Genomic DNA, 13,985 nt, shown 5'->3' with positions numbered 1-13,985 from the left:
CACCACTACTAAAGCACCTAAGGGTGCTTTTTTTGTACTTAAAATTGAGGAAATTGAATTATGTCTATCCAACAAAAGCGTGAGCAGCGAAAAGAATTAGCTGTAACCCTAAACCAATTGGTAACGGATCACCCTAAAGATGAAGCGTGGGGTGATGACAAGCAAAAGAAATATGATGATCTCGTAAATAAAATTGATGCACTAGATGGTGATTTAGACCGCCAACAAAAAGTGCTCGACTTACAAGCTAAGTCAAAGCAAACCATTCAAGACCGCGCTGATAATAATGGTATTTCTACTGATGAGGCAGAGCACCAGTTACATCAAGAAAAAGCAGCGTATGCATCATGGTTGCGCGGGGGTATGTCGGCGCTTAATGAAGATCAACGAGCAGCTGTACAGGCACGTATCGACAGCCCAAAAAACACCATGAGCACAGGCACAGGCTCAGAAGGCGGTTATTTAACGGCTGACGAAATTGCCCCAGGCATTTCACAAGCGCTTAAAGCCTATGGCGGTATGCGTGAGCTGGCAACCGTAGTACCTACAGCAACCGGTTCTACAATTCCATGGCCTACCGCTAACGCAACCGCTGAGCAAGGTGAATGGTTAGCTGAAAATGGCACAGCAGATGATGAAGATACTTCATTCGGTGTTCGTAACATCGAAACTCACATGATCAGCTCTAAAGTGATTGCGGTGCCGTTCCAATTATTGCAAGACACTCAGTTTGACCTTGAGGGTTACATTAATGCGCAAATTGGTATGCGCATTGGCCGCACCTCGGAAGATAGCTTTATTAATGGTGATGGCACAGGCAAACCACACGGTATTTTAGCTGATACCACGGCGGGTAAAGTAGGCGCTTCAGGCCAAATTGCTACCGTTACGTATGATGACTTGGTTGATTTACAACACAGCGTAGACCCTGCGTATCGCCGTAGCATGCAATGCGGTTACATGATGAATGACGGCACAATCAAAGTAGTTAAAAAACTTAAAGACCTGCAAGGCCGCCCACTTTGGTTACCTGGTATGGAAGCTTCAGAGCCTAATACTATTTTAGGAAAACCGTATGCAACTAACCAACACATTCCAACCATGGCGGCTAATGCCAAGTCGGTTTTATTTGGTGACTTCTCTAAATACATTGTGCGCGATGTGTCGCAAATGTTGTTCTTCCGCTTCACTGACAGCGCATATAGCCGCAAGGGCCAAGTTGGTTTCTTAGCGTTTATGCGTACTGGTGGCCGCTGCATTGATGTAGGTGGTGCTGTTAAGTACTACCAAAATGCAGCCGCTTAATTGATGCTCCAATTGCCCCTGTAAAGGGGCTTTTTTTATTTAAGGAATTTGACCATGGCAGCTAAAAAGCTAATTACTGCACGTGTACTGGTTGCATGTGTAATTGCAGATCAATCTTTTGAGCCAAACGCACTTGTAAAAGGTGATGCCGAGTTACTTGAACCACTTATTAAAGTAGGTGAGTTATCAAGTGACAAAGCAGCGGTTGATTACTGTAGCAAAGAGCTAGAAGTAAAAGTTGTTGACCTTAATGCGACTGATGAAGACGCAGAAAGTGAAACCGACGAAAACACTGACGGCAAAGAGTAACAACAATGAAAATGCTCCGAAAGTTAATACAGGCGCCAAGTATTGAGCCATTCACTGTAGAAGAACTGGCAGCACATACCCATGCTGATGATGATCATCATGATTATTTGCAAAGTTTGGTACCGAGAGCGCGCAAACGTTTTGAACAACGTAGTGGCCGTTTATTAGTAGAACAAACATGGCAGTTTGCACTACCCAAGTTTTGCAAAGAAATACACCTGCCTTACGCGCCGCTTCGGAGCATCACATCAATTAAATATATTAATAACTTGGGGCAGCTCGTTACTATTGACCCAAGTGAATACCGTGTAATTGAACATGGATTAACGGCCACAATTACTCCTAAACTAGGTGGGCAATGGCCAGCGGTTGGTTTTAAAGTAGCAGATGCAGTGCAAATTGAATGCGTGTTTGGTCATGCTGCGGTTGATGACAATGCAATTGATGAAGTCACCATGCTAGACCAGGACAAATACGACCTAGCAAAACAAGCCATATTAGTACTTATTGGTGATTGGTTTCGTAACCGCGAAGACACAGCCCCCGTCAAACTTTACGACATGCCTAATGCATTCAAAGCTATTGCTGACGAACTGGCGGTTGAACTGCTATGAAATCGCTCCCAGCAGCTAACTACAACTGCAAAGCCAGCTTTGGTAAAGGCACAAAATCAAATGATGGCTATAACACTAACAGCCATCAACATGAGTTTTATAAATGGGTAAATATACAAACCGGTGCTGCAAAAGAGCTTGAACAAAGTGGCCAGTTAATCGGCGAAATCACCCATACAGTAACGTGCCGTTACAGCAGCAAAATAAAGCCAACACACCAAATTGCTTATAAACAGCGAGTCTTTGAAATCATTGGTACACCTATAAATCAAGATTTTGCAAACGTATTAACTATTATCGCGGTTAAGGAGATAACACATGCTTGATACAGGTATTGATATTTCTGGCCTTAAACAAATGGAAAAAGCACTGCTTGATATAGCTAAAGAAGTGGGGGCAAAAAAAGCCACCGGCATGATGACCAGCGCCATAAAAGAAGGCGCCATTAAATACCAGCAAGGTATGCAACGCAACGCACCCGAGTCAGACATAGTGAGGCTAGTTAAAACTAAGCAAGGGCAAAAGGTCGAGATTCGCCCAGGCTTTTTAAGATCGCGCATTCAAGTAAAGGCAAGTACTAACCGCCAAGGAAGAGAAACCCGCCGTTTTGGTAAAGGCGTTGTATCGCTTGTACGTGTGGGTGTGTTTAAAGTGCCTTACATAGTGCAAGTAGAATATGGCACAACCAACCAAAAAGCAGACCCATTTATTCGCCAAGCTTTTAAAAAGCGCACTAATCAAGTCATAGTTGTGATTAACCGTGGCTTAGCTAAGCGTATCAATCTGGCCCAGCGCCGCATTGCTAAAAAGAACAAACCAGCATGATAGAAAACAGCATACGCACAAAAGCACTCGCATCATCACCGCTTACCGCCTTAATTGGTGATGCACTGCATTTAACGACTAACCATAACTCAGACGATAACTATGTGCTGCTTAGTGTGATCAACGATGACACTCCAATCGAAATACATATGGAAGACAACCAAAGCGAAGCACTCATTCAATTTGATTGTTACAGCAAGCTACCCGCTAATGCCAAAGCAATAGCCAAAGAGCTTGCAAACATTTTTAACAAACAAGGGTTTGTTGATGATGAAGTAGACGTGCAACTAGCGCTAAAGCAAGGCCGTATACCCGACTTCGAAACCGGCTCGCACTTATACCGCGAGTCATACGAATACATTTTTAAGTACCACACCATAAATAACGAGGTTTAAAATGCCAATTACTCCAGTAACAACCCCAGCCGCAGATACGGTTGATTCACATAAGTCTACATTGCAATTTTGTACCACGGGTGTGGGCGAAGTTGACGCTATATTGCCAGGCCTAGATATCATCCCACAAATTAACTCTGGCAAAGTGTATGAAGACGATACTGATATTGCCGCGGATAGACGCTCTTACAGTGAGAAATGCCTACCCGAAGATCAAGATTGGGAGCTTAGTTTTCGCCATAAACCAGCCAATGTAGACCAAAAAGCGTTTTGCGATATGGTAAAGGCCGGCACACCTATCAGCATTAAAGTAACCCGCGCCAGCGGCGAAGTACAAGATGTTGAATTTTTACCACATGACTACTTTAGTGGCGAATCAGGTAAAGATTCAGGTAAACAAATGTTTGCTTGCATTGGCAAGCTGCAAGAAGTTGACTTCTCAACGCTACCAGCAGCTTAGGGGGTTAAATGATTACAGCAGCACAAATAATGGCGGGGAAGTTACCAACTTCCTCACGTGAGTTTGATATTGAAGGCGTGGGCAAAATTGTATTACACCGACTGCCGGCAATGGATGAAGTAAAAGCCCGGGAGTTATTTAGTGATAAAGACGCCGACCCTAAAAAGCTTGAGAAAATGGCGCAGCGCAATACTTACTACATGCTGCACGGCAAGTTTGACGATAAAGAAGCTGCCAAACTGCCTAACCTGTTGGACATGCAGCAGCTGGGTATGATCCACACCACTGGGTTATTTTTCACTAACCTTGCTCAAGAGAACCTTGAGGCGATTGAAAAAAACTAAAACAGCAACCTGAGTTACAAGCGCTCTGCAACCTAGCAGATAGCTTGGGTTGCTCACTCTATGACCTTCATAAACGCTTATCAGCTGACGAACTGGAACTGCGCTTAGTCCACCAAGGGCTAAAAATGGGCCTGACATTCGACAGAAGCGAACAACGAAAAATTGAATACGAGCAAAAACGCCGCGAAGCCGAAGCGTTTTTAAATACCTGTCCTTGGCGTAAACAAAAGAGAAATTAACATGGCATCAATTGCAACACTCACTATCGATTTAATCGGTAAAAGTGGGAAGCTGACTGCTGAGCTCAATAAAGCCAATAAAAAAACCTCATCGTGGGCAGATAAAACCCGCAAAATGGTAGGCAGTAGCGCTAAAGTTATGGCGGGGTTCGGCGCGGTAGGGGTAGCCGCGTATGCATCAATTTATGCCAAAAACGCGGAGTTTATTGATCAACAAGCTAAAACAGCAGACCGACTAGGTATTACCACGCAGGCTTTAGGTGGTTTGCAACATGCGGCTAATTTATATGGTGCTTCCAACGAAGAACTAAATAAATCACTGCAAACAATGCAAAAAAACCTAGGCCAAGTGGGGCAAACAGGTACCGGTGAAGCTAAATATGCGCTTGATGGTTTAGGTTTATCTGTTCAAGAGTTGCAAGGCCTGGCACCTGAAGAGCAATTTAAAGTAATTGCAGACAAGCTAAAAGGTGTTGAAGACCAAAGCCAGAAAGTTTACCTAGCACAAAGCTTAATGGGGAAATCGGGCGCTAAGATGATCAACGTGATGGACGCCGGCGCTGATGGCATAACCGCTATGATGCAAGAAGCTGACGCCCTGGGTATGACGTTCGACCGCATCGATGCTGCTAAAGTTGAAATGGCAAACGATGCATTCGATAAAGCACAAAAAACCACGCACAGTTTTGGTCAAACGCTAGCCATTGAAACAGCTCCTATTATCGGCGCTATTTCAGATATGTGGACAGAATCAGCAAAGGAAGCCGGTGGCTTTGGCTCAATAGCTCAGCAAGTGGTTACTAAAGTTGGTTCAGGTATTGGGTTTTTATCTGATATGGGGCGTGGTTTACAAGTAACTTTTTTACTTGTTCGCCAGGCGATGGCCGAACTCGTAAATGGCATAGTGCAAATAGGCACTGTAGCTTCAAAAGTCGGTGGCAAAATAGGGGATACTTTAGGGTTTGATACTGAAACGTTAGACGAAATTAACTTTTTTGCTGATTCAGTATCACAAACTACCGATAGCTTAGCCAAAGAGCTTAGTGATTTATCAATGGCGCCTATGCCATCAGAAAAAATCAAAACATGGATCACTGATGTACAAACTAAATTTGAAGCCGCAGCACAAGAGCAAGTAAACAATCCCAAAAAGAAAGACCTGAGCGATTTATTGGTAAATTCAGATCCTAAAGTGGCTGACGAAAAAGCACAAAAGCTAATTGAATCAGCCCGTAACCAATATCAACAAATATTTGATGCTCAGTTAGCGCAAGACGGCAAAGAAGTCGAGCTCGAGAACCGCCGCTTTGAACGTAAACAGCAAGAAATGGAACGTGAATTTCAGCTATTGCGTGACAAAAATCTAATCACCGCTGAGATAGAAGCCGAATACACCACAGCAAAAGAGCAAGCCTTAGCTCAGCATGAACAAAATATAAGCCTTATTAAGCAAGAGCAGCTAACCGTTCGCGAAGATAAAGAACGTGAACATCAAGAAAACCTTGCTCAAGTAGAGCAAGAGCGCCAGCAAATAATGGACGAAGGCTATAACAGCTTATTTAACACCATGGGCAGCTATTTTGATGGTATGGAAGGTAAAAACGCCAGTTATGCCAAATCAGCAATGACGATTGGCCAAACCATGCTTGATGAAGAAAAACGCAATTCACTGCAAAGCATTTGGACTAATACTTACGACACTGCAATGAAAGCGTATAACGCCCTTGCTGGTATTCCATATGTGGGGCCTGTGTTAGGTGCGGCAGCTGCTGGTGTGGTCATTGGCGCTGGTACTTTATATGCGGGCAAAGTGAGTGGTTTAGCCTCATTCGATGGCGGTGGTTATACCTGGGACGGACCACGCAGCGGCGGCCTAGATGGTAAAGGTGGTCAGTTGGCCATGCTTCACCCACAAGAAACCGTTGTTGATCACACAAAAGGTCAAAGCCTGGGCTCTAGTGTCACTGTAAATGTGATTGAAGATGCCAGCCGTGCAGGCTCGCAAAGTCGAAGCCAGCTTAATGGTGAAGATGTTATTAACATATTTGTGAGTAATATCCGCCAAGGCGGCGAGGCATCTACCGCATTAGAAAACACCTATAGCTTACAACGGCAGGGGGTATAAACGTGCTAGTAAAATACCCTACAGATTTAAAACTGCCACTCGTTTCAAGCCACCGGTTATCACAAAACTCTAATTTATTACGCACAGACATGGCAAGCGGCCGCGCTCGCCAACGAAAGCGTTTTCAGTCGGTACCCACCACCATGGGCGCAACCTGGAAACTCAATAAATACCAAGCGCAAATACTCGAAGGCTTTGTAACACACGGCGTTAACGATGCTGTGAATTGGTTTTTAATGCCAGTTCGCACACCAGAAGGGCTGATAGAGCACGAAGTTAGATTTAAACAAAGCCCGCTTGAATCCGTCAGCTTTAACGGCGGATTTTGGAACTACAGCGCCAATATCGAGATTAAAAAACGACAAGTGGTGAGTGAGGAAGGGATGGTTAATGTTGTACTAACCCCACTCACGGCAGAGACATTTGCTGTCTCAGTAACTAATTCAATGAACAAATATCTAGGAAATAACAATGTCTAATTATTTAACTTTAGTTGAGCAATTGAGCACAACGGTTGATCAATTAAACCAAGTTTTACAAGGCGACGAAAATACAACTGTAATGATTGATGGTGAAGAAAAACCTAGCGTGCAAAAAAAGGCATTAGATGAAGTTACAGCGCGAGTTCAACTAGTTTTAGATGCTGCAGCCGATATTGATGCAGTTAAATACCCAAGCACAGCAGCGGGTATTGCAGCCACTCCGGACGGTCAATTTTTTAGTGTGGTTAGTGCTAGTGAGAGTCGATATCTAGATCTTTATCAAAATGAAAATGGGGTTGCTGTTTTCAAAAAATCATACCCAAGTAATCAAGCTATCACAGAAGTTGCCAAGGAAGTGCTGGATATATCTGAGGGTTTTTCAGGTGAAGCTAAATACTTAGGCGTTGAAGATATAAAACCGCTCTTAACAGACAAGAATCTTAAAGTTTTACTAGGTTTTGACTCGATAAATGACAAGTTAATTGGTGCAGGCATTTTGGATGAAAAAGATGTGCTTGGACTTGTCTCTAACCCGATTAATGAAGCTGTTAAGCTTGAAACGATAAAAAATAGTGAAAATTTATCATCAGAAGCAACCTTTAAAGGCACGGGTGTAACTCCTTTAGTAACAGACAAAAACCTTAAAGTTATCTTAGGGTATGAAACCAAAACAGAATCAGTAATAGGGTCTGGGTTGATTACTGATGAAACTATGACTTCATTTGGCAGCGCTTTATTCAAAGGTAGTGACATTGTTCCTATGGTAACTGACTCCATTGGACGCTTAATTTTGGGTTATGATGTCGCAGAAGACAAATTAATTGGTGTTGGCTTTAGTGGGCAAAGCATTGAAAAAGTCATTTATAAGCAAAAAGTGCCACTTAAAGAAAAAATAATTTCAAAAGCTATAAATCATGTAATTGCATATGGGCAATCATTATCTGTGGGTGCAGCTGGTAAGCCTGTTATCAGTTTAAATCAGCCCTATAATAATTTAACGTTCAATGGTGGCCCTAGAGCGTTTAACGGCACAGAATATGACTTCTTACCGTTAAAACCTTTAGCAGAAGATGAAAATCCAGCTCCAGATGGTAGTTCTACGCGCGGTGAAACCGTTTGTTCTGGTTTTGCAAACCTAGCATCAACACTACTGGCCGAAGCTGGTTTAAATCCATTGGAGCATGTGATTTTGGCAAGCGCTGCTGGTCACGGTGGTTATCGAGTATCACAACTAGAAAAAGGCACAGCTTGGTATAACAATACATTTTTACAACATGTCACCCAAGGTTACACAGCAAACCCAGAACATGTAGTACCAGCCGTATTATGGTTGCAAGGTGAAAATGATGCGTCATATACGACTACATACTCTGAATACAAACAGGCATTAACTCAGCTTTCTGAAAACATTGATACTGATGTTAAAGCTATAAACTCACAAACTAGCCCCGCTTATATACTTGAGTATCAGACAGCATATTGGACACTTCAAAGACCTGACATTTCTCTAGCTCAACTAGATTTAGCTAAAGAAAACAACAATATTTTTATGGTTAGTCCTATTTATCATATGCCACATGCGCCTGACCGAATCCACTTAACAAGTGAGGGTTACAAGTGGTTAAGTGGTTATTTTGCAAAAGCATATAAATCACTATTAGATGGGTATGAGCCAGAGTTTATAAAACCAGTTTCAGCAACTTTGAAAGACACATCATTAACAGTAATGTTTGACGTTCCTTGTTTGCCACTTGTTCTTGATATAGAAAATTTAGCTTTAACACAAGACTATGGCTTTGCCGTTGAAGATGAAAATGGTCTTATTAATTTGCAATCGATTAATGTAGTTGGCCAATCGGTTGTCTTAGAGTTATCAAGAGAAATTGTAGGTGTCGCTGAAGTTCGTTACGCACTAGATTACCAAAGCAATTTAACAGACATGAATGAGGTTGGGACTGGTAATTTAAGAGATAGCGATCCTGAAACAATATCCGTATTAGGTGTTGAAAAACCTTTGTTCAATGTATCACCCCATTTTAAATTAAACATAGTAAGGCTCGGAGAGTAATATGAATATTTTCACAGTGCTTAATGTCACTAGTAATAACCCTGATATGCCTGTTATTTCTGCATCAGATGTTGAATATCTTTTCCCTTATGAAAAAGATTCATACGGTCACTGGGCATTTGGCAACATACAACCCTTAGTTAGTAAGGTTACTGATAAGCAATTAACTGAGCAAAGTGAGTCACCTGTTTACGCTGATAAATTTTTGACTCTTAGCGGAAATGGAAAAGCACTTTTGAGTGACTTCGCCGACAGTAATATTGATTGCACAGTTGCAACGGTATTCAGAGTAGATTCTTATGCTGATGTGCCTGTTATTTTTGGTTCATTATCATCTGCAGCTGCTGGAGGGGGGAGTGTTTATTTAATCACTAACAATGATGATCAAACTGCCTATTTGTATGCAAACTATCGAGGTACAAATATTGGTAATTCGCCCATTATGACAGGATTAAGTGCTAACACTTGGTATTTCTTGGCTGTTACCCGTGAAGTAATAGATGAAGCTGGCAATATTGGGGTAAAACTTAAACTAAATGAACTACCTGTAGTTGCCAGAAACCAAACAAGTGGAACGCCGTACGATGACAATGCTGTTATTGCCTGTGGCCAAGCTTATTATCCGACGAGCTTAGGAGCATCAACCGATTTTGCTGAATTTATTATTTTTGACAAAGTTCTAACTACAGACGAGCTAAATTCACTCTATTTCAGAAGTAAATCAAGAATGGCAAAGCTAGGTATTAATATCTAATGTCCCAAGTACTCCAACGCATCTACGCCAGTGCCCCTGTCGATGATCTGCCAATCCACACATTAGAACTTCAAGCTGATTCTTTATGGACATTAAGAATTTGCGAAGGCTTTGATGATGTAACGGCAGGGATTGAAGGGGGCGATATGGTCACCTTTTTAGCCAGCGGGATGGGGGTGTCACTCCCTGCCCGCGGGGTAAAAGGTCGGCAAGACTTACAATTTCAAATTGATAATGTCACGGGTGAAGCGTTAACTAAAATTAATCAGGCCATCGGTGCAGGTGTGCCAATTAAAGTTATTTACCGTGTTTATACGTTAAGTGACTTAACAGAACCTGCAGAGCCGGCGATTGAAATGAAAGCGGTTGATGTACAGGCCACCGCGCAAAGTTTAAATGTAGTTGCCTCATTTAACGATCTGGTTAATAAAGCCTGGCCTAAAAACCGCTATACCCCTTCCATCGCCCCAGGGCTTAAATACTTCAGCTAAATATGATTTATACAATTATTGACTATTTAAGTGTTCCCTACGTGAATGAGGGGCGAGATATGTCTGGATTTGACTGTTGGGGGCAAACTCGTCACCGGCAGCACTATGGTTATGGAAATCCGCTTTTTGAATCGTTTGGGCATATTAACCCAGACGATAAATATTCCCTCACTAATGCTTACTTCCAGATAGTTAATCAATTTGTTTTATGTGAACCAAAGCCAGGCGCTGTTGTATGCGGTTTTAAAATGGGTAACTTAATTCACATTGGGACAGTTGAACACATTGATGGCCAATTGGCCGTTTTACACACATCACGTAGAAAAGGTCCGTCAATTGTTAGCGTTGACGACTTTAAACGCTTATTTATTGAGGTTAAATTTTATGAATACGTGGGTTGATATAAAAGTTTACCCTAACAAGTTAGATCCTTCCGTCATGGAAATGTGTAAATGCGAACTTGGCCTAACATTACATGATTGGCTGACTACAAATGTACCTGCTTACTTTGAAAGTGATGAACCGCTTTTTACAGTAATAGTAAATAGTAAAATACTCGTCCCAGAAAACTGGAAAACCTATCAATTTTCACAGAATGACGATGTAAGTATTATTGTTGAACCAAAAGATCCAGCCACAATTGCCTATGCAGTCATTGCCATTATTGCAGTGGGTTATGCGGTTTACACTGCAAATCAGATCCCTGATAACTACAATTCAACAACCCCAGATGGTAGTAGTATTTATAATGTAAATGCACAGGGTAATAAGCCTAAACTCATGGGGATTATTCCCGAAGGAGCAGGTCGGCATTTAATTTACCCTGATTATTTAACAATGCCGCGCCGAGAATATATCGATAACGAGCAATGGCTTTATTTAATGCTATGTGTTGGTGTTGGTGATTATGAAATATTGCCTGAAGAAATATTTATTGCTGACACACCTGTAAGCAGATATACCGGTGATGTTGATTATCAGATTTTTAGGCCTAGCGAAAATGTAACGAGCCACGAAGCTTATCGCAATGTTTTTACATCAAGTGAAGTTGGCTCAACATCAGGAAGCACAGGTATTGAGCTTAAAGGTGCTGTTACAAGCTCTGGTGGTAACAATAGCACGTACTTTTATACATTTATAAACGACACGTTAGTTGTGTATGTGGCTGAATACGAGCCAGAGATAGGGCCTATTCGTTACAAAACAGTGCCGCCGTTTGATGTTGGTGAAATACTAACAATTACAGGATCTATAGAAGGGCAAAACGATGGCTACTATGAGCTATTAGCCAAAAGCTCAAATGGGAGCCAAGTAAATAAAGTCGACAGTCAATTTCAAGACGACCCCACATGGACTGAGTTTGTTACAGAATATGACTCTAGCGCAGCGGTGGATGCAGAGGAGCGTGGTGGAGATGGCCAGTTTAACGGTCCTTTTTTCGCGTGTCCTGATGGCGAGTTAACAGATAAGTTATGGTTAGATTTTTATTTACCTAAAGGTCTTGGTGAACTTGATGATGATGGTAATTTTTTAAGTCGTAGTGTTACTGTTCGAATTGAGTATAGGGCAGAAGGTGCGCAAAACTGGACAGCGTTACCTGATCAAGTATTTTCAAATTCAACTAATGACCAGTTAGGGAAAACAATACCGTTTACACTGCCATTGTTGATGCGCCCTGAAATACGCGTTAAGCGCGTAACAGCCGCCAGTGATGACACTCGCATTTATGATGATGTATTTTGGACAGCATTAAAAGCTGAGTTGCAAAGCGCCACAAGCTACGATGGCCTAACTACTATTGCAGTAAAAATTCGTGGTACCAATGCATTAGCCGGCTCTGCGGAGAATAAATTCAAAGTAATTGGCACCCGAATTTTACCTGTATACGAAAACGGCGTGTGGAGCTCTCCAAGGCCAACAAGAGATATAGCGCCTTTTTTTGCGCATGTAATACGCAGTTCAGGGCATAGCGATAGTAAAATAGGACTCCAAGCACTCGAAGCATTACACCCTATTTGGCACAACCGTAATGATGAGTTTAATGCGGTGTTTGATAGTGAAAGCACCATGTTTGAAGTATTAAAACGTGTGCTCGCCGTAGGTTTTGCTGAACCAACCATAGATTATGGGCAAATCACTCCTGTACGTGATCAAAAGAGAAGAATATACAGGCACATGTATCAGCCTGATAACTATGTAGGTATGTTAAAACGCTCTATAAAATTGATTGATGACGATGAACCAGACGGCATTGAAGTCGAGTACTTCGACCCAACCACATGGAAGTCAGAAACAATCATGTGTTTATTACCTGGTGATTTAGGCTTAAACCCTGAAAAGGTCAGAGCGTTTGGTGTCACAAACCGCGATAAAGCCTATCAAATTGGTATGCGTAAACGCCGAATTCGCCGCTATAGACGCACTCGCTTTGACTTCAAAACAGAAATGGACGCACTCAATTCACGTTACCTAGATTTCTGTGCACTGGCAGACGATATACCCGGTTATGAACAAAGCGGTATTCTAGTGGGGGTTTCTGGACGTTCAATTTATGTTGATCATATAGGTTTAGAGTGGCAATCAGGACAATCACACATCCTGGCATTAAGAAAACCAGACGGCACTTTATCCGGCCCATACAACGCGACACCAGGGGATGCCGATAATGAGGTAAGAATCGATGCAGACTTAGATTTTACCCCAGTACTGGACGGTTCAATAGAACCACCACTGTACATGTTTGGTATTAAAGAACGTTGGTGCAACGGCGTACTGATCCGCGACATAAAACCATCATCAACTGAGCAAGTAAGCGTAACAGCCGAGTTAGACGATGATAGAGTTTATCTTGATGATGACAGCCTAGCTGTTTAGCTTTTTTGTTTTACTAAGTTGGTTTGACCTTGAATGATTCCCTCAATTAACATTTTATTTATGAAGCTTGGTCCATCACCAGTAAGTTGGCTATTGTCTTCTGAATCTAAGCCTGTTTCATATCCACTGAAGACAGGATGTTCTGTTGTCTCTTTAAAGAAGAGCAAACATTGGCGTCCTATTCCTAAGCCTGTATAGCCTCCAATAAGATCGAGAAACATGTTTGTTAATTTATAAAATTTATTTTTGCCATCTTCAATGAAATCAAAATCAAAAGAGCCTAGTTCATCAGAAGTCTCAAATAAACTAACCCTGATACTTAATCTATTCCGAGCATCTAAGACAATATGCTCGCCATTTTTGAGTCTAAACTTTTTCTCACTTAAACTTTGAGAGATCAATATCATAAAACCAAACATTTTGAAGTGTGATAAGTAATACTAATGATAAAAATGGGAACTTGAAAGTGTTTAAAAAATAATAATACAAAGATAATACAAATCTAGTACAAATGGTTTTTTAGAAGTTAGCTTTAAATTTAATGTAAGTGCAGGATATTAAAGGGGAAGTAATGGTCGGTATGGAGAGATTCGAACTCTCGACCCCTGCCACCCCATGACAGTGCGCTACCAAGCTGCGCTACATACCGACGTTGCAAGCAATAGTACGTATATTTTTTCAAAAATCAATAAGCTTTTGT

General features: G+C 41.8%; 17 protein-coding genes and 1 tRNA gene. 16 read left to right on the top strand and 2 right to left on the bottom strand.

What is annotated here, in order from left to right; genetic code table 11:
- Positions 1-60 precede the first annotated feature (60 nt).
- Genes H5162_RS03670 through H5162_RS03595 form a run of 16 tightly spaced genes read left to right on the top strand, consistent with a single transcriptional unit; the run spans position 61 to position 13,285 of the window.
- Positions 61-1,305 (top strand): phage major capsid protein, encoded by a 1,245-nt coding sequence (locus tag H5162_RS03670; RefSeq protein WP_182777692.1) that lies wholly within the window; start codon positions 61-63, stop codon positions 1,303-1,305.
- A gap of 54 nt (positions 1,306-1,359) precedes the next feature.
- Positions 1,360-1,614 carry a hypothetical protein gene (locus H5162_RS03665; RefSeq protein WP_182777691.1) on the top strand — a complete coding sequence of 85 codons (255 nt, stop codon included), beginning with the start codon at positions 1,360-1,362 and terminating at the stop codon, positions 1,612-1,614.
- Positions 1,615-1,619: 5 nt separating this feature from the next.
- Positions 1,620-2,228, top strand: a complete 609-nt coding sequence (locus H5162_RS03660; RefSeq protein WP_182777690.1) for a hypothetical protein — start codon at positions 1,620-1,622, stop codon at positions 2,226-2,228.
- Entirely contained in the window at positions 2,225-2,554 is a 330-nt protein-coding gene (locus tag H5162_RS03655; protein WP_182777689.1) for a phage head closure protein, read from the top strand. The genes H5162_RS03660 and H5162_RS03655 overlap by 4 nt, the downstream gene beginning before the upstream one ends.
- Positions 2,547-3,053, top strand: coding sequence for an HK97-gp10 family putative phage morphogenesis protein (locus H5162_RS03650; RefSeq protein WP_182777688.1), 507 nt, complete (start codon positions 2,547-2,549; stop codon positions 3,051-3,053). The genes H5162_RS03655 and H5162_RS03650 overlap by 8 nt, the downstream gene beginning before the upstream one ends.
- Positions 3,050-3,448 (top strand): hypothetical protein, encoded by a 399-nt coding sequence (locus tag H5162_RS03645; RefSeq protein ID WP_182777687.1) that lies wholly within the window; start codon positions 3,050-3,052, stop codon positions 3,446-3,448. Before H5162_RS03650 ends, H5162_RS03645 begins: the two co-directional genes overlap by 4 nt.
- Position 3,449: 1 nt before the next feature.
- A complete protein-coding gene (locus tag H5162_RS03640) occupies positions 3,450-3,908 on the top strand; it encodes a hypothetical protein (protein WP_135475258.1) in 459 nt (152 codons plus the stop codon).
- A gap of 8 nt (positions 3,909-3,916) precedes the next feature.
- Positions 3,917-4,252, top strand: coding sequence for a hypothetical protein (locus H5162_RS03635; RefSeq protein WP_182777686.1), 336 nt, complete (start codon positions 3,917-3,919; stop codon positions 4,250-4,252).
- A gap of 44 nt (positions 4,253-4,296) precedes the next feature.
- Positions 4,297-4,491 (top strand): hypothetical protein, encoded by a 195-nt coding sequence (locus tag H5162_RS03630; RefSeq protein WP_016899812.1) that lies wholly within the window; start codon positions 4,297-4,299, stop codon positions 4,489-4,491.
- A 1-nt stretch (position 4,492) separates the two neighbouring features.
- Complete coding sequence (locus H5162_RS03625) at positions 4,493-6,616, top strand: hypothetical protein (RefSeq protein ID WP_182777684.1); 2,124 nt, start codon at positions 4,493-4,495, stop codon at positions 6,614-6,616.
- A 2-nt stretch (positions 6,617-6,618) separates the two neighbouring features.
- Positions 6,619-7,095 (top strand): hypothetical protein, encoded by a 477-nt coding sequence (locus H5162_RS03620; protein WP_182777682.1) that lies wholly within the window; start codon positions 6,619-6,621, stop codon positions 7,093-7,095.
- Entirely contained in the window at positions 7,088-9,166 is a 2,079-nt protein-coding gene (locus tag H5162_RS03615) for a sialate O-acetylesterase (RefSeq protein ID WP_182777680.1), read from the top strand. The genes H5162_RS03620 and H5162_RS03615 overlap by 8 nt, the downstream gene beginning before the upstream one ends.
- A gap of 1 nt (position 9,167) precedes the next feature.
- Positions 9,168-9,920 carry a hypothetical protein gene (locus H5162_RS03610; protein ID WP_182777678.1) on the top strand — a complete coding sequence of 251 codons (753 nt, stop codon included), beginning with the start codon at positions 9,168-9,170 and terminating at the stop codon, positions 9,918-9,920.
- A complete protein-coding gene (locus tag H5162_RS03605; RefSeq protein WP_182777676.1) occupies positions 9,920-10,411 on the top strand; it encodes a DUF1833 family protein in 492 nt (163 codons plus the stop codon). The genes H5162_RS03610 and H5162_RS03605 overlap by 1 nt, the downstream gene beginning before the upstream one ends.
- 59 nt (positions 10,412-10,470) lie before the next feature.
- On the top strand, positions 10,471-10,812 hold the full coding sequence (locus tag H5162_RS03600; protein WP_182777675.1) for a hypothetical protein: 342 nt from the start codon (positions 10,471-10,473) through the stop codon (positions 10,810-10,812).
- Positions 10,796-13,285: a host specificity factor TipJ family phage tail protein gene (locus tag H5162_RS03595; RefSeq protein WP_182777673.1), complete on the top strand. Its 2,490-nt coding sequence runs from the start codon at positions 10,796-10,798 to the stop codon at positions 13,283-13,285. Before H5162_RS03600 ends, H5162_RS03595 begins: the two co-directional genes overlap by 17 nt.
- Here the strand turns inward: H5162_RS03595 and H5162_RS03590 are convergent.
- Positions 13,282-13,692 carry a hypothetical protein gene (locus tag H5162_RS03590; protein WP_182777671.1) on the bottom strand — a complete coding sequence of 137 codons (411 nt, stop codon included), beginning with the start codon at positions 13,690-13,692 and terminating at the stop codon, positions 13,282-13,284. The genes H5162_RS03595 and H5162_RS03590 overlap by 4 nt on opposite strands.
- Before the next feature lie 165 nt (positions 13,693-13,857).
- Positions 13,858-13,934 (bottom strand) — tRNA-Pro (locus H5162_RS03585).
- Between the last annotated feature and the right edge of the window lie 51 nt (positions 13,935-13,985).

The organism is Pseudoalteromonas sp. SR41-8, from assembly GCF_014163915.1.
GTDB lineage: Bacteria > Pseudomonadota > Gammaproteobacteria > Enterobacterales > Alteromonadaceae > Pseudoalteromonas > Pseudoalteromonas rhizosphaerae.
Note: the sequence above shows the minus strand (reverse complement) of the source record. Positions and strands in the feature narration are given on the sequence as shown.